The sequence below is a fragment of the Edaphobacter sp. 4G125 genome (genome assembly GCF_014274685.1).
Classification (GTDB): Bacteria; Acidobacteriota; Terriglobia; order Terriglobales; family Acidobacteriaceae; genus Edaphobacter.
Map to the genome: position 1 here is coordinate 532,051 of NZ_CP060393.1, position 22,848 is coordinate 554,898.

The following is a 22,848-nucleotide window of genomic DNA, read 5'->3' on the forward strand; positions in this document are numbered from 1 at the left end:
TTGGTTGCAATGTTTTGAAGGACATGAATATCCAGTTAGCTCGAAGGTCGGTCTACCATTCTGTGAACCAGATGGATACGAAATCGGAACCGATCATTGCAATCAATGAACGTACGAACAACCAGTATTCCGGGACCAGCGCACAGAAGCGAGGGTAGCGTTATACAGATACAGGATTTCAATGCAGGCTGAATTTCAATCTCCTGAGTCGCGGATGGCGGCTATCGAAGATAGCTATTCGTTTACGGAGACAGTCAGCAGGCCGGTATTCGATACCCATCCTCTTGACCGGATGCCCGCAGAACTATTCCGCTATCGCGTGGTCAAGCGGTTCTTCGATATCTTTATGATTCTTGTGGCATCTCCGATTGTTTTTCCTCTCATGGGGCTGGTTTCCTTATTGGTAATGATCAGCTCTCCAGGACCGATCTTCTATTCGCATCGCCGTATCCGTCGTCATGGTGCGTTTTTTTCCATGTGGAAGTTCCGAACGATGTGTGTGAATTCGGCCGAGGTTCTGGAAGAATATCTTTCTCAAAACCCAAAAGCTCGCGCAGAGTGGAACCGGGACCACAAATTGCGCCACGATCCTCGGATTACTCCGATCGGGTCTTTTTTAAGACGATACAGTGTCGATGAATTTCCTCAATTGTGGAATGTTTTGGCTGGTCATATGAGCCTGGTGGGGCCGCGCCCAATTGTGGCGGCTGAAGTTGAAAAATATGAAGATTCTTTTGAATGCTATTGCAGAGTAAGGCCTGGTCTCACTGGACTTTGGCAGGTTTCTGGTCGTAGTGAACTAACCTACGATGAGCGAGTCGCGCTGGATTGCGATTATGTCAATCATTGGTCATTGCGAAGAGATCTTAAGATCCTTTTAAAGACCTTCAAGGTCGTTTTGAAGCAAGACGGTGCGTACTAAAAAAAGACCTAGGGGAGTCGAGCGAGCCTTCAGAAGGTTGTTAATCGTCTCTGCGACGATTTAATTTCCTCTTGGTTTTCCTTCAAGCGGTGAACCTAAATTGGGGTTCTATGCTTCATTCAGGCTAAATCATATGGAACGGATGCGGGATGTCGTCAGAATGGGGTTGCGTGAGGGACTGAAGTCTTTTTCCCCTCTGGATAAGATTGTGATGGCTTGGCTTGCTGCGTGCGGTCCGATTCTGGCAGGGCGAGGTGCCGTCGTGGGGTACGACGAGGGAGTCGTCAGCGTAGAGGTCAGCGAGAAGGCATGGCTGGACGAGATGCGTAATATGAGCAGTCATTTGGAGATGGAGTTGGGCCGAATCGCTGGAATCAAGGTGACCAAGCTACACTTTATAGTGAAGAGATAAGAGGTCAACCGATGAGCGGGCAGGCTGAAGTCAAGATTGAGGATGTGCGGCGGGTGGCTGAACTGGCCAACCTGGAACTGACTCCAGAGGAAGAGCCGCGCATGCAGCGCGATCTGAATGCAATTTTGGGCTATATTGCCCAGCTGAATGAACTAGATACCAGCAAGATTCCACCGATGGCGCAGGTGGGCGAGGTGCTTGAAGAGGCCATTCGCCATGCTCATGGCGAGACGCTCCGACTAGATGCCGTGCAACCCTCAGTGGATCGCGCTGAGGTGATGGCTGCTGCCCCAGAGACGAACGGGCGATTCTTCAAGGTTCCTAAAGTGATTGAGCGATAGGTCTGGCACCGCCGGATGGGTTTGGGAGAGACAGGTTTTGACGGTAGATAATCTGACGAGTTTGGCCATCGATGAAGTGCGAAGCGCGATTGCTTCCGGCCGTACCACAGCCACCGCATTGGCGGAGGCGCACTACGAGCGGATTGCATCGGGAGATAAAGAAATTCACAGCTATCTTTCGCTAAGCCGTGAGCGGGCCTTGGCTCAGGCCGCGAAGATCGATGCGATGGCGCAACGCGGAGAAGTGTTGCCGCCTTTGGCGGGAGTTCCGGTGGGAATCAAAGATGTTCTAGCCATGCGAGGTGCGCCTGCTACGGCGGCGTCGCAGATCCTGAAGGGCTACCGACCTCCGTATGATGCGACCTCCGTGGAGCGGTTAGAAGCAGCCGGTGCCGTATTGTTGGGCAAGCTGAACTGTGACGAGTTTGCGATGGGAAGCTCGAACGAGAATTCCTCCTATGGGCTGGTGCGGAATCCAAGAGCACTGGATCGGGTTCCTGGAGGCTCGAGCGGCGGTTCGGCGGCAGCGGTTGCAGCTGGCTTTGCGGTGGCGACGCTTGGTACTGATACAGGTGGCTCTATCCGCCAACCGGCGGCGTTTTGCGGTGTAGTAGGGGTATTACCCACCTATGGCCGCGTAAGTCGCTATGGCCTGATCGCATTTGCGTCTTCTTTGGATCGCGTAGGACCGTTTACGAAGAATGTGAAAGACGCTGCTACGATGCTTGAAGTGCTGGCTGGAAAAGATGCGATGGATGCTACTTCATCTGACAAACCAGTTGATAACTATGTCGCTGCACTCGACCGCCCGGTAAAAGGGTTGCGGATCGGAGTTCCTGAAGAGTACTTCGGTGAGGGACTGGATTCGGAGATTCGTGCCGCTATCGAAAAGGCTTTGGGTACTTTGAAGGTAGTTGGATGCGAAGTGAAGAAGGTCAGTCTTCCCCACACGAAATATGCAGTTCCGACGTACTACGTGATTGCGACGGCTGAGGCTTCGTCAAACCTCTCGCGATTCGATGGTGTGCGATATGGGTTGCGCGACGCGGATGCGAGGTCGCTCGCGGATATGTTCCGCAAGACGCGTGATGCCGGGTTCGGTCCTGAGGTTAAGCGAAGAATTCTATTGGGGACTTACGCTTTAAGTGCCGGCTACTATGACGCCTATTACAAGAAGGCACAGCAGGTGCGAACACTGCTGACCCGAGACTTTCTGAAGGTGTTTCAGGAGGTTGACGCGCTGGTTGCCCCGGTCACGCCAACTCCCGCATTCAAGCTGGGGGAAAAAACGGACGATCCGATGAAGATGTATCTCGAGGACATCTACTCGGTCGCCGCCAGTCTGGCAGGTGTATGTGGCGTGAGTGTTCCTTGCGGAGAGACAAAAGGGGATCTGCCCATTGGGGTTCAGGTAATTGGCCGCCATTTCGACGAGGCGACCATGCTGCGGGTTGCAAAGGCAGTGGAGGACGGGCAATGTTCCGCGCAGTGAAAACTCTTTACAAGGGGTATAGGGAAAGCTGCATTTGGAAGTTTTTCGCTGTCCTAAGCGATCGATTTCAGTATGCTGGAGCAAGCGAATCGGCTCGAAACCGGTCCTGTTCACAAAGAAGCGAGCTGTGGATGCAAGAGGTCCTTGCAGTAGGAAATTGGTGAAGGACACAAAGTTTTTAGAGGGTTGAGGGGCGACGGCAGATGCGGTCTGGTGTAGTAAGTGGTGCCTTATTGAGTTTGGCAACTTTGCTGATGTATGGGACAGGGAGTGTTTCAGCGCAGTTGACATTGCCGATACTCACGCAGGGGCTAGGTGGAGGAAGTCAGCAAAGTTCCTGCAATCCTACAGATCCTAACTGTAGCAGCAGCAGCGATATGAATACACCGATACGTCCTTCGTCGACAAACGGACTGGGGAGATCGCAGGGGATCAGTTTGGATCAGTATGAACCGGGAGCCACACAGCTTCAGACCCAGCCGACACAGCGTGCTCAGCTTCAGGAGCCTAATCTCCCGTTGGATCCTCCGACCGAATTTCAGCAGATGGTAGCTAACTCCATCGGCAAGATGCTGCCTATTTACGGGGCAAAACTATTCCGTACCCCGCCGTCGACCTTTGCACCAGTGAATCAGGTTCCGGTAACTCCCGATTACGTGATTGGTCCGAACGATGAACTGCTAATTCAATCCTGGGGACAGGTTACGTTGAATAACCGCTTCGTCGTGGATCGCTCTGGCGGAATCTATATTCCTCAAGTTGGTAATATCCACGTGGCCGGTGTGCGCTTTGATCAGTTGCAGCCGTTTATTAAGGCGCAGATGGGCAGGGTTTTTCGTAACTTTGACCTGAGTGTCAATATGGGACAGCTACGCTCCATTCAGGTCTTTGTTGTCGGCCAGGCACGTCGGCCAGGTACGTGGACGTTGAGTTCTTTGAGCACGCTGGTGAATGCAATTTTTGCCTCCGGAGGCCCTGCACCACAAGGCAGTCTGCGGCATATTCAGCTACGGCGTGGCAAAGAGACGATCATTGATTTCGATTTGTACGATCTGATTCTGCATGGCGACAAGTCGAAAGACGTTCCACTGCTGCCTGGTGATGTGATTTATATCCCACCTGTAGGGCCGCAAGTGGCGGTTGCAGGTAGTGTTAATACGCCGGCTATTTATGAGCTGAAATCAAACGCGGACGGGACAGTTGAAGAGGCGTTGGAGTTGGCTGCAGGCCTGTCAAATGTTGCTTCTGGCGAAACGATGCGTCTGGAGCGTGTGGACGAACGCCGCCAACGTAGCATGATTGAGGTGCCGTTTACGACGGAAGGCAAAGCAACACATTTGCAAGATGGAGATTTGCTAGAAGTGGTAGCGGTTGCAGGCGCATATAAGGATGCGGTCACGCTACGTGGCAATGTTGCCAATCCAGGCCGTTACATGTGGAAACCGGGAATGCGGGTGAGGGACCTCATTCCTAGTAAGGAAGCTCTTATTACGCGCGATTATTGGCTAAAGCGCAGCCAGCTTGGCCAGCCTTCGATGACCTATGTGCCTACCTGTTTGCCTACGACACCATACGGAATCCCGGGACTGCGATATGGCATTCCAGTAGGAGATGAAGGGGATGATCCATATTGGCGCTATTCTTCGGTGAGGAGCCAGGGCTCCACGAGACTGCTTGGCTTGCCGATGACAGATTCCAGTGTGGATTCACGGAGCGTTACAGATCAACCCGCAAATCTCATCACGACGGGTGCGTCCACGATCGATGGTGTGACCGCAACAGACGGTGGTTTGGATTGCGGACGGGAACGGCAATCGACACTGCAGGGATATCTTCCCTTGTCGTCTACGGATACGACCCCCAATGGTCAACAATTATCGCCCTCTCAAAGTTCTGCTGGCCAGACCGCTGTGAGCAACAGAATGAGTTCAGCGAACGCCAGTGTAGGTGCGACAGTGAACAATGCTTCTGCAGGTCAGTTTCTGCCGAAGAATGATGTAAAGATGATTGAGCCGGATATCAACTGGGCTTATGCCGTCATCGAGAGACAGAGTCGTGAGAGCCTGACAACATCACTGCTTCCTTTTAATCTTGGCAAAGCCATCCTCGATGGGGACGATTCGCAGAATCTGGAACTTTTGCCCGGCGACGTCATTACGATCTTCTCAAAGGCAGATTTTCGCGTTCCGCAACAACAACAAACACGCTTTGTTCGGTTGGAAGGAGAATTTGTTTCCTCCGGTGTCTATAGCGTCAAACCCGGAGAAACATTGCGTCAGCTTGTTCGCCGAGCTGGTGGCTTTTCATCGGACGCCTATCTTTATGGAGCAGAATTTACACGCGAATCGACACGGCGAGTGCAACAGCAGCGCTTGAATGAATATGTCGATCAGATTGCTTTGCAGGTAAGCACCAATGCTACGAACAGTGCGAGTCGCGCGATCAGTTCAACGGATGCAACTGCGCTTGCTGCACAGCAGTCTCAGACGCAAAGTATTATTGCGAATTTACGTAATGCACGTGCCACTGGACGAATTGTGCTTGAAGTAGCTCCAGATACCAACAATGTTGATCAGTTACCTGACCTGCCCCTGGAGGATGGAGACAAATTCATTGTGCCTCGAGTGCCTTCAACCGTGAGTGTGGATGGAGCGGTCTATAACCAGAACTCGTTCCTGTACGATCCACATCGTCGGCTAGGTGACTATGTGCAACTGGCTGGAGGTGCTAATCGGGATGCTGATAAGAAGCGAGCTTTTGTAATTCGTGCTGGCGGTGAGGTGATCAGTAAGCAATACAGTTCGTCTTTGCGCGGACACGGATTCGATTCTGTACACCTTTACCCCGGGGATACAGTTGTAATTCCGTTGAATCTGGATAAAGGCAAAACGATCCGCACCGTAGTTGATATCGCACAGATCGTAGGTCAGTTCGGTATTGCGGTTGCTGCGATGAATACGGTGTTAGGAAAGTAGAATAGGCTACCAGATCGACAGAATAAGGAGCGTTCGTGTTGAACGTATACCTCCGTGAACCTGCAGGGGCCTCAATCAACAACATTCTGAGTTACAACTGATTTAGAATGTGCGAAAAATACTGGACACTACCCATTATTGTTGCGGTGCAGGTGAATAGCGAGAAGAAGATTCTTGCGATACGAAAAGAAGGACAAGATAGTGACGTAGCCGGCACCGCATGAGCTGGAATACAACTGCGGGGCTTATCTTTTTAGATGGCTAAGCCGGTCCGAGGTTCGCTCAACGAAGCGATTGCAGTATCCGATCTCGATGAATATTATTTTTAGATTCGATTCTATCTCGATCTAGCTGCTGGTCTTCTTCATAAACCTTCATTGCGGAAAGCCACCGGTAATATAGCATTTGAGCTAGTAAAAAGTATCCCGGCATTCCGGCCCGGTATCCTCTTCGAAACAGCAAACTATTAATAAGCATCTTTGCTGAGGAAAGGCATAAACCTGATATGCGGGGTACTGGCCGGTTTTCTGTGCTTTCCGTATCGGTATAGCGGTCCATGGCATGGAGGTAGGACTTCGCCGTGTTTGAAATGAAATGATGTACAAAGTGCTCTAAGGGAAGAGAACAGATACGGGCGCTCGGCATAACTCGACCAAACTGATGTATCTTGTTCCCATTGAAATCAATGGAATCCTTCTTAAAGATACGGTTCATGCGATCAGAAAAAAGGTTTTCGCAGAACCGGCCATAATAATAATTCTTCCTGGCGATATTGATAATGTCATATCGATCGGAGCTTACGGCGGAAACAATTGCTCCCATCGTTTTCGCCTCGACCATCTCATCAGAGAATCCCCAGTAGATCCATGGAGTTTTGACGGCGGCTTTAACCTTGGATGTCGTCGCCTCATCCTCGACCCAGCCTGCATTTTTATTGATCAATATGTCGCAGCCATACTGTGATGCGATCTCAAGCGTACGATCCGTGCTCTCGTTATCAACGATCAGCACCGGTCCATAGCGTATAAAATTGAGGATTACGCGTTCGATGCGGTTCTCTTCATTGAAGGTGAAGAGAACAAAAGTGATGTCCTGTGAAAGCTTAGACATAGGTTACCTCGCTGAAATCCTCTAAATTTCTATCTTATGAAATAAGAGATATAGACTATGCTTCCATTCGCAGGAAGAGATTGCTTGAATAGTTCATATCGAACTAAGAACCGGGCGATATCTTGCCGCCTTACATGTCGCGGAAAATTAGAAAGCTTTTGCGTGACCGGGAGAGGAGAGTTTAAAAAAGCATCCTCTAGTTGGGCGACAACACCTGACTCGGTTTTAGTGTGCTTTTCGGAATGATGACCTAGGGAGGATAGGGATCCTGAATCTTTCATGGGCGAACAGAATACCACACGTAGTAAATTAGCGACTTTTCATGGCAATGCACGGCAATTTAAGGCCAGGGATTTTGGGTCCCATTGCGTGTTCGATACGGCTCTCATTCATTGAATGAAGTTACAAAAGTTTGTAAAAGCTCAGATATAGGCTGCCTCGCTAGAAGCACTTCTCTTGGCCGTGAGGAATAGGATGACGCAAACAACCAACTGTGAAAATACAAGCGCTGCACCGAGCAAATAGTAGCTGTGCGGGCGCCATATCAGGCAAGCTGATATCCCCAGGCCTGCGGCCAGTAACCCTGCTATATTCGCCGCCACAAGATGAGAAGCTGTTTGCTTGATTGTGAAATAAGTTGAAGCTGCACCGATCAGAAGGTTGCCGGTCTCTATGAGGACCCCGAAGATCATGAGAATCGCGTACGGTTCAAATTGCTTCTTTGTAAGAACCAATAGCAACACCTTTCCAAACGCCAAATAGCCGAGGAGTACAACAAGGGATAGTAGAATCGCATACTTCAAGTATTGAAAGATATAACTTCCCTTGCTTGCATAGACTCGAGGTAGAAGCATCTGGGAAAATACAGTAGAAGACGCGTTCATCCCCATAAGACCAAGATTTGAGACAGCGGCATAAAGTCCGGCGATCTCAGGTAGTCCAAGCCAGACATAGATGATGCGGTAGCCCTGTAATTGAAGCCAGTTGCACAAGGCGGAAAAGGAGACCGGGCTCGATGTTTTAAGCAGAGACCTGAAATGCAGGTCCGTCGTTTCATCCCATGCAAACGGGACTCGAAGATAGAAGAAGACAGCAAGAAGCAAAACCTCTATCAGAAAGGCGATGATCGTCGACAGGACAAACGCATTGATATGAGAGGTGCCAAGGACAAGAAGCAGCAAAAAGCTAAGGACTTTAATTCCTGCTTCCAGAAATAGCATGGCGCCTGTGAACAAATTATGCCCGCGATTATTCAAATAGTTTCTGAGCGATGTGGAAAAATACAAAAAAGCAGCAAGACCGAAGATCAGGACCAAATCGAAGGGGCTGAGTTTCCCTGACATACAGATGGGTGTGCCAAGAATGGCAGCCAGTATGATCGCCAAAAGCAGGATTTTCTTGTTGAGAGAGATGATAGAGCCGAGCGGGAACAATTCATCTCGATACGAAGTGAGGACTGCTTGTTGGTAAAAATCCGCTGGAACCAAAATCAGGGCGTTAATGGCGTAAGACAAAGCGGTCAGGTAGAACGCATATCCAAGTTCTGTGACGGTCAAATAGTGAGTGTAGGATTTGACGTAAGCGAGTTGAAGTGCGATGGACAGTATCCGCAGAAATATAGAAAGATTCGTTTTCATCAAGTCCGGCTATGCGGTTTGCCTATTCTTGCTTTCCTCAAAAACTTCCCTGCTATCATTCAATACTGTCATGGCAGTTCCGTATTACTTCTTTTATCTATCATTGTCAATTATAGCTTCTGCGGTAGCTGCCTGGGGTGCGAAGGGTGCTTCAAGAGGTTTGTTTTGTCGCGGTTTTCTTAATCCCATTTAAAATCTAATTTGGGAGATTCGATGCGGTTCGTTAAAGAAACTGTGAAGACCTTGTTCTACCGACCTTTTGGAGTGAGCATAGGCGAGCGCTCTTATATTCGACGCCCTTATTCGATTGCTGGCCGTAAATATGTGCGGATCGGCAATCGAACCTCGATTCGAGGTGATCTACATATTGAGGCAATTACAAAATATGCTGGTATCACGTACAAGCCCACTATTGAAATTGGCGACAATGTATATATCGGCGGCCATGCATATCTGACAGCTGTGGATCGTATTTCGATCGGTGATGGCTGTGTTCTGAGTGAGTACGTGTATATTACCGATGAAATCCATGGGTTCGATCCCCAGGGGGGTCTTATCATGGAGCAGGCACTCGCTAGCAAAGGTCCGGTAACCATTGGACGAAACTGCTTTCTTGGCTTTCGCGTGGCAGTGATGCCAGGGGTTACATTGGGAGAGCACTGTGTCGTCGGTGCCAACTCGACCGTCACACGATCCTTTCCTGCCTACTCCATGCTCGGTGGCTCGCCGGCACGAATACTGAAACGCTACTCGCAAATTCATGGGAATTGGGAACGTCCAAGTGATGGATCACATTAGGTTTATGCTCTCTTCTAATGAGGTTCATTTTTATGAGAAAAGCCTACGCTTTAGGAACTGCTACAGTTGAAACAAGGTTCAGGTTCGCACCCGTTTCGCCGCAGCTAACGATGGGGGTAAGCGGTCTTTTTATATGGAACCTGTAGAAAAAATGGTGATATTAGTTTGAATATACTCATTACGGGTGGCGCCGGCTTCATTGGAACGCGTCTTGCGCGTGCGTTGTTGCATGACGGATATTCTGTCACGCTGTTGGATAACTTCAGTCCTCAAATTCATGGCAGCAACGTCGAACTCCCTACGGACCTTAGAGACAACGTGCACCTGGTACGCGGGGATGTCCGCGATGCAGCGATGTGGGCCTCTACGTTGCCCGGTCATCAGGCAATCGTCAATCTAGCGGCTGAAACCGGCACTGGGCAGTCGATGTATGAAGTTGCAAAGTATGAGCAAGTAAATCTAGCGGGAACGGCACTTCTATACGATCTACTGGCTAAAAACGCGGGCTATGGTGTTGAGCGGATCGTAGTTGCCTCCTCTCGCGCGATCTATGGTGAAGGCGCCTATCACTGTAGGGAACATGGGCTCGTCTATCCGCAACCGCGTACCAGCGCGGATAAGAAGAACGGGTTCTTCGAACCCGTATGTCCGGTTTGTGGTGGGGTATGCTTCTCTGTTCCGACGCCGGAGGACGCGCCGACTCAGCCTTCATCGTTTTATGGGCTTACCAAGCAAGTGCAGGAGCAGATGACAATTCTGTTTGGCCAGGTGCTTGGCATCCCATCCTTCGCTCTGCGCTATCAGAATGTGTATGGCCCTGGGCAATCACTAAAAAATCCGTATACGGGTATCCTCGCAATTTTTTCCAATCTGGCGCGTGCAGGTGCCGATATTAATATCTTCGAAGATGGCGAAGAGAGTCGCGATTTTGTCTATATCGATGATGTTGTGCGTGCGACGGTAGCTTGTATCAGTAGTTCAGCGACGAGTTCACAGGCAATCAATGTCGGATCGAACGAACGGACTACGGTCATGCAAGTCGCGCAAGCAGTGAACGGCTACTTCGGTAATAAGTCGAAGGTCCAAGTCAGCGGCGCATTTCGCGAAGGAGACGTCCGTCATGGGATGGCGGATTTGGAACGGGCCAAATCGTTGCTTGCCTATGAACCAGAGGTCATGTTCAAGGAAGGGCTCAGCCATTTCCTAGCCTGGGCAAAGGAAAATGAACCCGAACTCAGCGGCTATGAACGTTCCCTTGAGGAGATGAAGCAGCGGGGGCTCCTGCATGTCGGCTAAGTATGTAGACGAGCGGCTTTCCCTACCGGTCCAATACACTCCAGGCAAGATTGGTGTTGTTACGGTGCTTTTCAATAGTGAAGGAGTACTCGAAGACTTTTTTGATTCTCTCGAGGGACAACATTACACTTCCTTTGTCGTCTACTGCGTCGATAATGCTTCTTCCGACAACTCTGCCGACCAGTGTCGTGCTCGTGGCGAGCGATATGTCGTAATTGAAAACCAAGAAAATGTAGGTGTTGCAGCGGGCAACAATATCGGGACGCGCAGGGCCATCGCCGACGGATGTGAGTTTGTGATGTATCTGAACAACGATGTTGTGTTCGGGCCCGAACTTTTCGATCAACTGGTAGAAGGGCTCAGCTTATACAAGTGCTCGATGACGACACCGATTATGTACTACCATGACCGTCCGAATATGATCTGGGCGGCAGGCGGTTACTTTCAACCGTGGTTCGGTTATCGCTGCCTCCATTATGGAGACGGAGACCACGATCGCGGTCAGTATGACTTACCGAGGCAGGTCAAGTACACGCCGACTTGTTGTGTTCTGGTCCGACGCGATCTCTTCTCGACCATAGGCATCATGGATGAGCGCTACTTCGCATACTGGGACGACACGGATTTCATGTTGCGGGCCCATCAGTTTGGCGAGATTCTTTACCTGCTGCCGTACGCGAAGCTATGGCATAAGGTCAGCAGCTCAACAGGAATAAATTCTCCCTTTCGCACACGATATGTGCATCGAAACCATGCCCTCTATGGGCATAAGCATTTGCCGCCGTCCATAGCGTATCTTATTTCTTTTATTTACTGTACCGGATATCTACTTCTATCACTGGTTCGCCGAATCTCTCTCTCGAATGCAACGGACCGAATCAAATACTGGCGCGAAGGTATTCGCGCCAGCCGATATCTCTAACAAGGCTTGATTTGGTAAGTCCTTGGGTTATTGGAGAGCTTGACCAAGTTTTCCCCATGATGTGCGTGGCCATGAAGCCTGTTCCATTGAGCTTTCAACTTTTCGGCCACTAGAGCGGGGTCTACGCCATTGAGGCAATAGATTTCAGGCTGGCTGCAAACCGCCTTCCTGCAAGGCTGACAGGGAAATCGTTTTTCGTAAATTGCTTCGACATAGCCTCGAAGATCGATAATGTCGGCGGGGTTTGTGTACCCAAAGACAGCAATGGAAGGTATTTCTAGAACTTGAGCGAAATGCATGTTGCCGCTGTCCATGATAAACAGGGTGCTGGCAGACGCAAGTGTCTGAATTGATTCGAGGATCGTGCCAGTGATGTAGCTGACCGGACGGTCTAAAGGCATCGTCTTCTTGACTATTGCGAGGTCATCAGGAAGACCGAGCAACGCAATTCTCCACGAACGAGGTAGGTTGCTCACTAGTATTCCATATTTGTCGAGTGGCCATTTCCTGTTCTTTGCATTAGCTCCCGGATGAATGACCAGATCGTAAAGCGGGCTTTCCTTACGCCGGGCACTGATCTCCGGTATGAAGCTGATTTTTGGCGGTCGTTCCGATAGAGCCTCACCGTAAAAAAGACGGTATGCGTTCCATTCCCGTTGTTGCAGAGAAAGTTGGCGATCTACGGGCAATCGTCGATGAAAAAGCAGCGAAAGCCGCTCGGTATCGGCACCAACTAATCGCGCATCTCTCCAGATTAGAGACTGGATCGTTCGGAGAACTAAAGGGATTTTCCAACTTGAGTCTGCTGCTGGCGCATGCGGAGAGATCCAGACCATCTCTGGCGTAATACGGCGCATTTCGGTGAGGAACTGCTTCCACTCGGCAAGCCCTCCGGAATCGGGAATCGAGTGCAAGTGTAGGTTGTTCTGGTGCGGAGAAAAATCGATGAGATTGCAGAAATCGTGAAGCGTCGGACTTGGGAAGAGCAAGAGGTGGACGGATTTGTCTTTTCGCAGCTCCGACAGAATGACAGGCGCTGCACATAGCAGATCACCCATTCCTTTGAAGGTGCCAAAGACGATACTTGTTCTAGGAGATGTCATTCTAAAAAGAATCTCGAGATGAAAATCTCAAGACTATTAATCTTAACTGGTAACGTACATAAGTAGTGCCAAATGCGGAAACTTTCCACATTACATCGCCGGTTTTAATGCTCTCCATACGATACGCTGATCTTTACCCACTGGGCCACTTACAATCGAGAACTGCAATCCAGATGAAGAGAACATGTCGATGGCATCAAGCCCAAAATCCCAGAATGCAAGAATTCCAGCTGGATTTAAAGGATCGCTATGATATTCAGGTTCAGTCAAATGTCTAATTTGATTATCGACGATTTCCGCTCGTTTGCGAGTCATTGGGCGTGTCGGAATAGTAAAAATATGGCTGCCACCGGGACGAAGCACCCGATAGCTCTCTTGGAATGCGACTTCAAGAGCGGGAACATGTTCAAGAACATCACTAGAGATAATGAGATCGAGGCTACAGTCGGGATAGGTAAGATTAGTGATGTCTTCACAGCGAATGCCATCTCTATGCATTGAGCCACGCTCTTCGTTGGGGAGTAAAAACTTCGCTGATAAACCTTTCGCTTGGGATAACAACATACTCAATGGTGAACGAGAGTCAAGCTCTAAGACAGTCATATCTTCAAGAGATTTGGACAAGGAACGTATAAATCTGGCAAGCATCTCGTAGCGGAGATTGCCCCGACAGCGTAGACATACTTTTCGTTCTTCTCCCTCACTGAGAGCGACGATGATAGACAGCCTGTCGCAGCACAAACATTTTCATAATTTGGTTTGTGGTAAGTACTTCCATCCGCCACGGACGACTCTCAATTTTTCTTGATGTTCATGAGCATTTCGAAGAATGCTATGTGTCCCGTCTCTTTTCAGACTCTATAGGTGCCCCGTTGCATTTCAAGGGATCGTCTCAGTAAAGAGAGGCATGCAATCGTTGCCAAAATTATGCCAGGATAGACTGCAAGCTTGACGCTAAAAAATCCCGCGCCTGAAGGAGACAGGTCCGCGGATAATGCGCACCCGCAATATAAGAGACAATCCTCCGGCAAAAAAGATCGCTTCTGGCAGGTAATTTCCGCTGCCAGCCGTAATGATCGCAACTCCAGCTAGATAGAGAACGACAACAAACGTACCGGGACTTGGCCATTGTCGCAAATGAAATAACGCGCTCGACATAATCCATGCAGTACATCCAGAAAAGAAACATAGAAAGACAATCGATATCGGGCCAAAGTCCGCATACTGAAGTCCAATATCAAATGCAGGTGCACCCTCGCCAGCCCGATATGCCGCGGGTGCGTACGTTTTGGCAAGAAAAAAGGGGCCGAAATCTTTTGGTTTATCTGGCATCAGCGCTCTGGGAATTCGCGAATAAACTTCATTCTCGAGCGTGAGCCGACCGTAATATCGTTCCCCTTGTTGGTCGTCTATGACAAGCATCGAATTCCTCACATAGTCGGCATAGGACATTACAGAGTTGGCAAGGTCGACGATATCTCCCGCTGTCGAGAAAAGCGCAAAGGAGCCGATGACAAGAGCCGCGACTCCCGACAAAGAGACAATCGCGGCAAAAGCGCTGATGGTTTTTCGGCCCACATAAACGCGATAAAGCATCCAGATAAGGGCATAAGTTAGGATAATGCCCTTGCTTCCATGCCAATAAGCCAGAGCCGCGCAAATCCCATAAAATGAGAGCGCGCTACAGACGGTTTTATGTTTTTGAAAGAGATACGTTACGAATGCAAGGGCCGTTACGGTTGTTGATCCGAAGAACCAGAGTCCATAGCCGGTGCGTGTTAACGCATAGATCCGACGTGGATCGCCGAGATAGGCTCTGAACTCAATCAAGATAGGCAGGTAGAGCAAGAATCCCAGCAGCAACAATATCCATGGCCATAGCCCTACGTCTTGGGTCGAATGTAATGGAGGTCTAAGCTTAAAGGGTTTAACGAAGGTGTATACGAGGGCGGCAGTTAGAAAAGATAACGCGTAAGTCGTGTATGAAAAGAAATACGCATAGTGGCTTCCACTAGGATTTATAAAATATAGGTAAGCAAATTGAAATATATACCTTCCCCCCAACGTAAAAAAGAAAGCTGGGGTAGCCCAGTTGATCCAGCTGCGATCCTTCCACACGATCAATAGATACGAACCGCATAAAACCATGAGAGAAACGATCATGGTTATCGCTTCGAAAGCTTTTCCGTCTAGCAAAGCGAAGTTCCTTTATGCAGAAGAAGTGTAGGAGTGCCGTTGATTCAACCGAGGCATTTGGTCCGTGCTTAATTTTTGCCTAGGCTAAGTTCGCGTCGTAGCTGTTCAAGTCGCACAGCTTGCCCAGGGATTTGCCGCATTTCAGCCAACAAATGCTTTGTGAATGCCCATATTGTTGAAAGAAAAAAGCCAGCCAATCCAAGGCCTGCCGTAATCAAAACTCGAGATGGTCCTGATTTGCGTTCTGGAGCTTCAGCCGGGTCGACAACCTGAATCAGCGGGGCTGATTTTGCCTCATCCAAGCTTGCGGCTTCTCGCTGCTTGGCCAGCAATTCAAATAGAGACTCGTGATAGCGTACTTCACGTAACTTGCGCAAATATTCTAGGCCAACTGCTGGGACCTGGCCTCCAGGAATCTGTAAGTCGCCTGGAACCATGTGCTGCTGCTTATCCTCTAAAATCTCAAGCTGCGTCTTTAGAGAAGAGATCTCCTGTTGCAGCCGAATTACACTGGGGTTTTGGTCTGTTGCGTAAGTTTGGGCCACCCCGAGTTCCACTTGCCGAGCGGCAATTTCCGCTCGTGCAGAAGCAATATTACGGATGGTCATTTCTGCCTGCCCATTGAGCTGGATGAGGCCTGTTTTCTCCTGCGTTTCTTTCAAGCTGTCTTCTGCGGCGGTAAGAGCTTTTTTCTCTTCTGCAAGTTGTTGATCATAGAACAGACGTCGTTGAGAGGCCTGACCGACTGCAAGGTCCGAGTTCATCTTCTGTAATTCATCGACATAACCATTTGCCAGCGCTGCAGCTTGCTTTGGATCATGATCTTTTACGCGGATGTAGATGAGGTTGTTCTTTGCGGCTTCGAAGTCGGAATAGCCTCGTAGTACCCTACGAGCGTCGGTGCGCAGCTTTGTGTGATAAATGCTCTGCAAATGGAATCGATCGATCAGATCATCTGCGATCACGCGACTCTGCAGCATCCCGACATACATATCGCCTGGGTTCTTCAATCCCAGCTCAGAAGCTGCGCCTAAACTGCCCAGTGAGCCAAGCTGGCCCAGTAGCGTTCCGGCTACCGACTGCGCTTGTTGGGGAGGCATAATGACCGCAGTCGCAGTAAATACGGGCTTCAGGCAGAGGGATATCCCAAGACCAATAGCCAGAAATATAGTTGTCCACAATGCAATAAGACGCTTTGCTTGTAAGAGAGATAGAGCTAGATCAATCACGTCGATTCCAACGGCTTCTTCCAGGGAAGCTGTCTCAGCTGTTTTCGACTCTGTAGAGGGCGAATATTGCATTGTCATATCGTAAACATTTCCAGATACAGACAGGCAACTGCACCAGCCATATGGATCGTTTTGACAGTAGAGCTTGAAAGCTTCACGATTCGATTATGGATTGTATCAGTGCATATTGTTAGATGGCAGTTCTCTAAACAGAATACGTAGTAGCTCAGAGTTCAGCACTCTCTTTGCAGCAACGAGAATACCCTCAGTACTTACCCCTTGGTCTGAACGAAGCTGCTCCTGTGAACCGGACAGCCGTATAGGATCGCGTCCCAAGCGGATAGGATAAAAGGAAACAGCGGCTCGGATAGAGGTCAGAACCTCGGCGGTCATAGTGCCCAAGCCCCCGATGCCATGCTCTTCAATCGTGATGATTGCAGCTGTCTCGCTGGCTGCTTTCGCGATTGCGTCAACGTCCAGTGGTACCAGGCTTGGCATACTCAACAATCGGACGGAGCACCCAGCACTTTTGAGCTGTCTCGCAGCCTCGACGGCGAGGCCTAATACGCCACCAGTGCTCAGGATTGTCAGATCGTGACCGTCTTGCATCTGAATTGCGCGACCGAGGTGAAAGTCTATATCTTTTTTGTGCCAAATTGTCTCCCCTGCCTTACCTAGTCGAAGATAAGCGGGACCTGGAGTAGATGCAAGGGCCGCAGTTGCGGCACGTGTTTCTATTGGATCACCGGGGGCAACGATTGCCATATTCGGCATAGCACTCATAACAGCAAGGTCTTCGACTCCATGGTGGGTATAGCCGTGGCTACCATAGGCTAATCCTCCACCAACAGCAACTACTTTCACATCCAGCTTGTGATAACAGACATCATTACGAATTTGCTCCAGGCAACGCATGATGGGAAAGTTAGCAATGGAATATGTGAAGACGACCTTGCCCATGAGTGCAAGTCCAGCGGCGATACCGGTCATATTCTGCTCGGCAACACCTGCATTCAAATATCGCCCCGGAAATCTTGCGCTGAACGCTTCGAGAACTGAGTAGCCGAGATCGCCACAGACCAGCCATACACGCTCATCCCGTTCAGCGATGGCAATGAGTTCTTCAATAAAGGCGGTCCTCATCGTGTGGTCTCCAGCTCTTTGAGAGCGATCTCGATCTGTTCATTTGTAGGGCTCTTATAATGCCAGGCGAGTTGGTTTTCCATAAAACTTATCCCTTTACCCTTAACCGTGTGAGCGATGATGGCTGTGGGGCGGCTGTTCTCCAGGGGAAGAGAATGGAAGGTCTCGACAAGTTCCTCCATATCATGACCGTCCACTTCTTTGACACTCCAACGAAAGGCACGGAACTTATCGGCGAGCGGATCGAGATCCAATACATCTTTCACCGAACCAAAACTTTGAATTTTGTTGTAATCAATGATGACCACTAGGTTGTCGAGCTTGTGCTGTGGAGCAAATAAAATGGCTTCCCAGTTAGAGCCTTCATCCAGCTCGCCATCACTCAGTAAAACGAAGGTACGAAAGGGAAGATTTTCTCGTTTTGCAGCGAGCGCTATGCCACAGGCTACAGGAAGGCCGTGTCCTAATGAACCAGACGACAATTCTACGCCAGGAACTCCACTGGTAACATGACCAGTAAGGCGCGATCCGTTCTGGCAGTAGGAATCGAGTTCCGCTATTGGGAAGAAACCTCGTTCGGCGAGTGCGGCATATAAAATTGCTGCCCCATGGCCCTTGCTTAGAAAAAAACGATCGCGTCCTGGCGATGCAGGGAGTACTGGATCAATGCGGAGGGTGTTCCAGTAGAGGCAGGTAATCAAGTCCGCCATCGAAAGGCAGCTTCCAAGATGGGACGCTTTTGAGCGATGGATCATTTTCAATGTATGGATACGAAGAACGCGAGCACGGTCACGTAGACCCTGAATCAGACCAGCGGATTGTATAGGAACGATATTCTGGCTCATGACTATTTGTTGTGTTTCAGGCAATTCCTGCAAGCAAAGCGTTCTACCTGGTCTCCGAAAGTGGAATGCGTTTTCGCGTCCAGGCTATAGTTTGTGTAAGACCTTCTACGAGGCTTGTTTTGGGTTGCCAGGAAGTAGCCGCACAGAGATTGGAAATGTCGGCTTCGAGGAACATGACTTGGTCGGGGCGATAAGGAATCTCACCGAAACCGATGGAGAGGCATGGGTCGATCAAATCGCGAATCTTCTCCACGACGGTTCTTAGAGTGATCGCGCTGCCAGAGCCAAGATTGTAAATACCGCTTGTTTCTGTTTCGAGTACTGCGCAAAGGGCTTCAGCTACATCGTCCACGTAAATATAATCCCACATCTGTTCACCGAGTGTAAGCGCTGGACGGCGTCTAGCAAGAAATGCTTGGATAACGGAAGGGATCATGTGGCGCTCGTCATCTCCTGGACCGTAAGCCGAGAGCAGACGTAGCCAGACATGGCGCATTCCGCAAATCTCGGACATCTTGGCTGTGGTAAGTCCTGCAGCGAGCTTTGCTACCCCATACGCGGTTACCGGAGCTGTCGGAGTATCTTCGCGCAGGACGTGATCGACTCTTCCGTATTCAGCTTGAGAGCCTAGTCCAATCCAAATTCTGCATCCGGCTTTTTTTGCCGAGTTCCACAGTTCGAGCGTCGCGACGAGATTCGTCCGGATTTGATCCGGATCATTTCGAAACTCGGCTGTGACGCCGAACCAGGCGAGGTGAAAGACCGCGTCAAGTTTTCCTAGGTTAATTTCCTGCGGCAGGCTCTGAGTGCCAAAGTGCAACAAGTCACCGTACAAGAGGTCGAGTTGAGGAAGGTAGGGCTCCAGCAGTGTGAGGTCTGAGGAGTGTCTCACTAGGATAACGACATGGTGACCTCTTGCAAGCAGTTTCGGGACTAGTGCAGAGCCGACAAAGCCCGACGCTCCCGTTACAAGGCAACGCATTATTTTGTCTCCCAGATCACTTGCGGCAAGGTCAAAGTTAAAGTACCCTGAACTCATTAAGCGTCACAATGAAATGCGTCATCGTCTGAGCAATGAAGTCGAGCATTGGTTTCGTTAGACCGGGGTATATCCCGATCCAGAAGACGCGGTTCATTACAAAGTCGGTATTGGTAAGTGTTCCGACTACCCGGTACTCGTATCCTTTGTAGGCCGGCTGACGCAACAGGTTTCCTGCAAATAATAGCCTCGTGCCGATCTTGTGGGCCTCCAGCGCTCCAGTCAGCTGGTCCCGGGTAAAGGGAGCTTCTTCCTTGATACCGATGGGGAATCCAAACCAACTCGGATCTGAATTTTCACTGGCAGCCGGAAGCATGAGAAACTCCTCCAGAGGTTTCAGCGCGGCTTTCAGATAGGCGAAGTTTTCTTTGCGACGCTCGATGAAGTGAGGCAGCTTGGCGATTTGTGAGACACCCAGAGCTGCCTGCATATCCGTGGCTTTTAGATTGTAGCCAATATGAGAGTATGTGTATTTATGGTCGTATCCACAAGGTAATGCACCAAGTTGCCAATCGAACCGCTTTCCGCAGGTATTGTCTACTCCAGGCTCACACCAGCAGTCCCGTCCCCAATCGCGAAATGAGTCGATCAATACTTGCAAAAGGGGTTTGTTGGTCAACACTGCTCCACCCTCACCCATCGTGATGTGATGGGCTGGATAAAAGCTAACAGTGGCAATATCACCGAAGGTTCCCACGCTCTGGCCTCTGTAGGTTGATCCCAAGGCATCGCAGCAGTCTTCGATGAGCCACAGGTTATATTTATTGCAGAACGCGGTAATCGCATCGAGGTTGAAGACATTGCCAAGGGTATGAGCGATCATCACTGCTTTGGTCTTTGGGCTGTGCGCCTCTTCTAATCGGGTTACATCGATCTCGAGAGTTGGTAGTGTTACATCGAGAAAAACCGGGATCAGACGATTTTGCAGAATAGGATTGACCGTGGTCGGAAAGCCAGCGGCAACCGTGATTACCTCATCGCCGGGTTTCAGCCGTCGATCCCCAAGTTTCGGTGAGGTGAGCGCGCTTAGTGCCACCAGATTTGCAGAAGATCCGGAGTTCACGAGCGAGGCAAACCGGACCCCGAAAAAGCGTGCCAGCTTACGTTCGAAGTCCTTGGCGAATCGACCGGTTGTAAACCATCCGTCCAGCGCAGAGTCGACGACCGAACAAATGTCGTCCGGTCCAATCACCTTCCCTGATACGGGTACTACCGATGAGCCCGGGACAAAATCTTTCTGCGGAAACATCTCCGCGTGAAATTGTGCAGTTAATTCGAGAATCTGTTTTCGCAGCGCTGTTGCTTTTTCAATCATAACTGAAATTAAGACTATACCTAGCGATGCTTTCTCGGACAGCTTTTGAAGGAGTCAGAGGACTTACGGATATCTCATAAACAAGCGAGTATGATATCTCACAGAGATTAAATCCGAGGCAGAGTAAATGAAAGCGGTTATCCTTGCCGGCGGTCTCGGCACCCGTATCAGTGAAGAGACGTCGGTTCGTCCCAAGCCGATGGTTGAGATCGGCGGACTCCCTATCCTGTGGCATATCCTCAAACTGTACTCGACTCATGGGATCAATGATTTCATCATTTGCTGCGGCTACAAGGGCTATGTGATCAAGGAGTATTTTGCTAACTACTTCCTGCACACTTCGAACGTGACCTTCGATATGAAGGACAATAAGATGACGGTTCATGGCTCCTTGGCTGAGCCATGGCGTGTCACACTGGTTGATACGGGGGATGCAACAGGAACAGGTGGGCGATTGAAGCGTATTGCGCCCTACGTGGGAGGCGAAGACGCCTTCTGCATGACCTATGGCGATGGGGTCTCCGACGTTGATATTGCGACCTCTATCTCGTTTCATCGCTCTCACGGTAAGATCGCTACACTTACGAGCATCCAGCCAGTAGCCCGGTTCGGCTCTCTAGGTTTTGTCGGCACCGAAGTGCACTCTTTTCACGAGAAGCTAGGGGATGAGGGTGGTTGGGTTAATGGCGGTTTCTTCGTCCTGTCGCCCAAGGTTTTTTCCTACATCACTGATGACAGGCAAATGTTCGAGCGAGAACCGATCGAGTCGTTAGTTGCCGATAGGGAGGTCCACGCTTTCTTCCATCGGGGTTTCTGGCAGCCTATGGATACAGTTCGCGATAAACAATACCTCGAAGAGCTATGGAGCTCCGGGAAGGCGCCGTGGAAGACTTGGTGAACGATAATAATGTGTTTCTACATCGCGAGCAGCGCCCAGCAGACAAGCCGGATCTAAATTCCGCATGGCGTGGGCGACGCGTGTTTCTCACTGGCCATACTGGATTCAAGGGTGGATGGCTAGGCCTGTGGCTGGCGCGGCTCGGTGCGAATGTCCGAGGCTATGCGCTGGAACCCAGCACGGAAACGAACCTCTTTACGGTAGCCAGAGTCAGCTCTGTGGTCGAGGACGTTCGAGGCGATATTCGTGATGCTGCAAAGCTTGATGCGGCTATGCGCGAGTTCGCTCCTGACGTTGTCTTCCACCTCGCCGCCCAACCCCTTGTTCGTTATTCCTACGAAGATCCCATCGGCACTTTCGAAACCAACGTCATCGGGACGGCCCGTGTGCTGGATAGTGTTCGTCGCACGTCGAGCGTTCGTGCGGTCGTGTCCGTGACAACTGATAAATGCTATGAAAATAAGGAATGGGTGTGGTCCTACCGTGAAACCGACCCGTTGGGAGGATACGATCCCTACAGCAGCAGTAAAGCTTGCGCAGAGATTGTCAGCGCAGCCTATAGGCAGTCGTATTTTCCCACCGGTAGGCTAGGAAAGCCACATGGTCATCAAGTAGCTATTGCGACTGCTCGCGCTGGTAATGTTATTGGCGGAGGCGACTGGTCTCCCGACCGTCTTATCCCCGATCTGGTTAACGGATTCATCTCAGGTAAACCAGCCCTGATCCGCAGTCCGCATTCTATTCGTCCATGGCAACACGTTCTCGAGCCACTTCATGGCTATATCTGTCTCGCGGAGCAACTGCTAACAGGTGATCCGCAATACGCGACGGCTTACAACTTCGGTCCAATCGAAGACGATGCCCGGCCTGTCTCTTGGATAGCGGAGCGGATGGCAGGATTATGGGGAGGAGGCGCATCTTGGGTATTGGACGAGGAACCGAGCCCGCATGAAGCTGGATATCTAAAATTAGACGCCAGTCGCGCACGCGCAGAACTGGGTTGGGTTCCTCTCCTTCGCCTCGATGGCGCGCTTGATTTTCTTGTGCAGTGGTATCGAGCATGGCAGTCTGGAGCGGATATGCACAACTTTACCTTGGGCCAGATCGAAAACTATATGCCTCTTCTAGCTGGGGCTCCTGGAACCTCTTGGATCGTATGAGAGGGTTGCTGGATA

At 50.2% G+C, this 22,848-nt stretch carries 20 protein-coding genes; 10 read left to right on the forward strand and 10 right to left on the reverse strand.

What is annotated here, in order from left to right; all coding sequences use genetic code 11:
- Positions 1-181 precede the first annotated feature (181 nt).
- The 5 genes from H7846_RS02215 (at position 182) to H7846_RS02235 (ending at position 6,142) form a co-directional block, all read left to right on the forward strand.
- Positions 182-922: a sugar transferase gene (locus H7846_RS02215; protein WP_186694913.1), complete on the forward strand. Its 741-nt coding sequence runs from the start codon at positions 182-184 to the stop codon at positions 920-922.
- 133 nt (positions 923-1,055) lie between these two features.
- Positions 1,056-1,334, forward strand: coding sequence for a DciA family protein (locus tag H7846_RS02220; protein WP_186694915.1), 279 nt, complete (start codon positions 1,056-1,058; stop codon positions 1,332-1,334).
- A gap of 11 nt (positions 1,335-1,345) precedes the next feature.
- Entirely contained in the window at positions 1,346-1,675 is a 330-nt protein-coding gene (gatC, locus tag H7846_RS02225; protein ID WP_186694917.1) for an Asp-tRNA(Asn)/Glu-tRNA(Gln) amidotransferase subunit GatC, read from the forward strand.
- Positions 1,676-1,712: 37 nt separating this feature from the next.
- Positions 1,713-3,167: an Asp-tRNA(Asn)/Glu-tRNA(Gln) amidotransferase subunit GatA gene (gene gatA / locus H7846_RS02230; RefSeq protein WP_255460794.1), complete on the forward strand. Its 1,455-nt coding sequence runs from the start codon at positions 1,713-1,715 to the stop codon at positions 3,165-3,167.
- Between the two features lie 377 nt (positions 3,168-3,544).
- The gene (locus H7846_RS02235) at positions 3,545-6,142 is read left to right on the forward strand and encodes an SLBB domain-containing protein (RefSeq protein ID WP_186694919.1); all 2,598 of its coding nucleotides are present in this window, start codon (positions 3,545-3,547) and stop codon (positions 6,140-6,142) included.
- Positions 6,143-6,424: 282 nt separating this feature from the next.
- Here the strand turns inward: H7846_RS02235 and H7846_RS02240 are convergent, their stop codons facing one another.
- The gene (locus H7846_RS02240; RefSeq protein ID WP_186694921.1) at positions 6,425-7,252 is read right to left on the reverse strand and encodes a glycosyltransferase; all 828 of its coding nucleotides are present in this window, start codon (positions 7,250-7,252) and stop codon (positions 6,425-6,427) included.
- A gap of 422 nt (positions 7,253-7,674) precedes the next feature.
- Positions 7,675-8,889 carry a polysaccharide biosynthesis protein gene (locus H7846_RS02245; protein ID WP_186694922.1) on the reverse strand — a complete coding sequence of 405 codons (1,215 nt, stop codon included), beginning with the start codon at positions 8,887-8,889 and terminating at the stop codon, positions 7,675-7,677.
- A 213-nt stretch (positions 8,890-9,102) separates the two neighbouring features.
- Between H7846_RS02245 and H7846_RS02250 the strand changes: the two genes are divergently transcribed.
- From H7846_RS02250 to H7846_RS02260, 3 genes are all read left to right on the forward strand, one after another.
- Entirely contained in the window at positions 9,103-9,687 is a 585-nt protein-coding gene (locus H7846_RS02250) for an acyltransferase (protein WP_186694924.1), read from the forward strand.
- Between the two features lie 165 nt (positions 9,688-9,852).
- Complete coding sequence (locus H7846_RS02255; RefSeq protein ID WP_186694926.1) at positions 9,853-10,983, forward strand: NAD-dependent epimerase/dehydratase family protein; 1,131 nt, start codon at positions 9,853-9,855, stop codon at positions 10,981-10,983.
- Positions 10,973-11,905: a glycosyltransferase family 2 protein gene (locus H7846_RS02260; RefSeq protein ID WP_186694928.1), complete on the forward strand. Its 933-nt coding sequence runs from the start codon at positions 10,973-10,975 to the stop codon at positions 11,903-11,905. The genes H7846_RS02255 and H7846_RS02260 overlap by 11 nt, the downstream gene beginning before the upstream one ends.
- Here the strand turns inward: H7846_RS02260 and H7846_RS02265 are convergent.
- From H7846_RS02265 to rfbH, 8 genes are all read right to left on the reverse strand, one after another.
- Positions 11,902-13,008 carry a glycosyltransferase family 9 protein gene (locus H7846_RS02265; protein ID WP_186694930.1) on the reverse strand — a complete coding sequence of 369 codons (1,107 nt, stop codon included), beginning with the start codon at positions 13,006-13,008 and terminating at the stop codon, positions 11,902-11,904. The two genes, H7846_RS02260 and H7846_RS02265, sit on opposite strands and share 4 nt — an antisense overlap.
- Positions 13,009-13,098: 90 nt before the next feature.
- Positions 13,099-13,611 (reverse strand): class I SAM-dependent methyltransferase, encoded by a 513-nt coding sequence (locus H7846_RS02270; protein WP_186694931.1) that lies wholly within the window; start codon positions 13,609-13,611, stop codon positions 13,099-13,101.
- Between the two features lie 351 nt (positions 13,612-13,962).
- On the reverse strand, positions 13,963-15,171 hold the full coding sequence (locus H7846_RS02275) for a hypothetical protein (protein ID WP_186694933.1): 1,209 nt from the start codon (positions 15,169-15,171) through the stop codon (positions 13,963-13,965).
- Positions 15,172-15,272: 101 nt separating this feature from the next.
- Entirely contained in the window at positions 15,273-16,511 is a 1,239-nt protein-coding gene (locus tag H7846_RS02280) for a GumC family protein (protein WP_186694934.1), read from the reverse strand.
- 99 nt (positions 16,512-16,610) lie between these two features.
- Entirely contained in the window at positions 16,611-17,576 is a 966-nt protein-coding gene (locus H7846_RS02285) for a transketolase family protein (RefSeq protein WP_186694936.1), read from the reverse strand.
- Positions 17,573-18,421 (reverse strand): transketolase, encoded by an 849-nt coding sequence (locus tag H7846_RS02290; protein ID WP_186694938.1) that lies wholly within the window; start codon positions 18,419-18,421, stop codon positions 17,573-17,575. The genes H7846_RS02285 and H7846_RS02290 overlap by 4 nt, the downstream gene beginning before the upstream one ends.
- 43 nt (positions 18,422-18,464) lie before the next feature.
- Positions 18,465-19,403 (reverse strand): NAD-dependent epimerase/dehydratase family protein, encoded by a 939-nt coding sequence (locus H7846_RS02295; protein ID WP_186694940.1) that lies wholly within the window; start codon positions 19,401-19,403, stop codon positions 18,465-18,467.
- Between the two features lie 37 nt (positions 19,404-19,440).
- On the reverse strand, positions 19,441-20,775 hold the full coding sequence (gene rfbH / locus H7846_RS02300) for a lipopolysaccharide biosynthesis protein RfbH (protein WP_186694941.1): 1,335 nt from the start codon (positions 20,773-20,775) through the stop codon (positions 19,441-19,443).
- Between the two features lie 127 nt (positions 20,776-20,902).
- Here rfbH and rfbF point away from each other — a divergent pair, with 127 nt between their 5' ends.
- Positions 20,903-21,673 (forward strand): glucose-1-phosphate cytidylyltransferase, encoded by a 771-nt coding sequence (rfbF, locus tag H7846_RS02305; protein ID WP_186694943.1) that lies wholly within the window; start codon positions 20,903-20,905, stop codon positions 21,671-21,673.
- Complete coding sequence (gene rfbG / locus H7846_RS02310; RefSeq protein ID WP_255460795.1) at positions 21,670-22,833, forward strand: CDP-glucose 4,6-dehydratase; 1,164 nt, start codon at positions 21,670-21,672, stop codon at positions 22,831-22,833. Before rfbF ends, rfbG begins: the two co-directional genes overlap by 4 nt.
- Positions 22,834-22,848 lie beyond the last annotated feature (15 nt).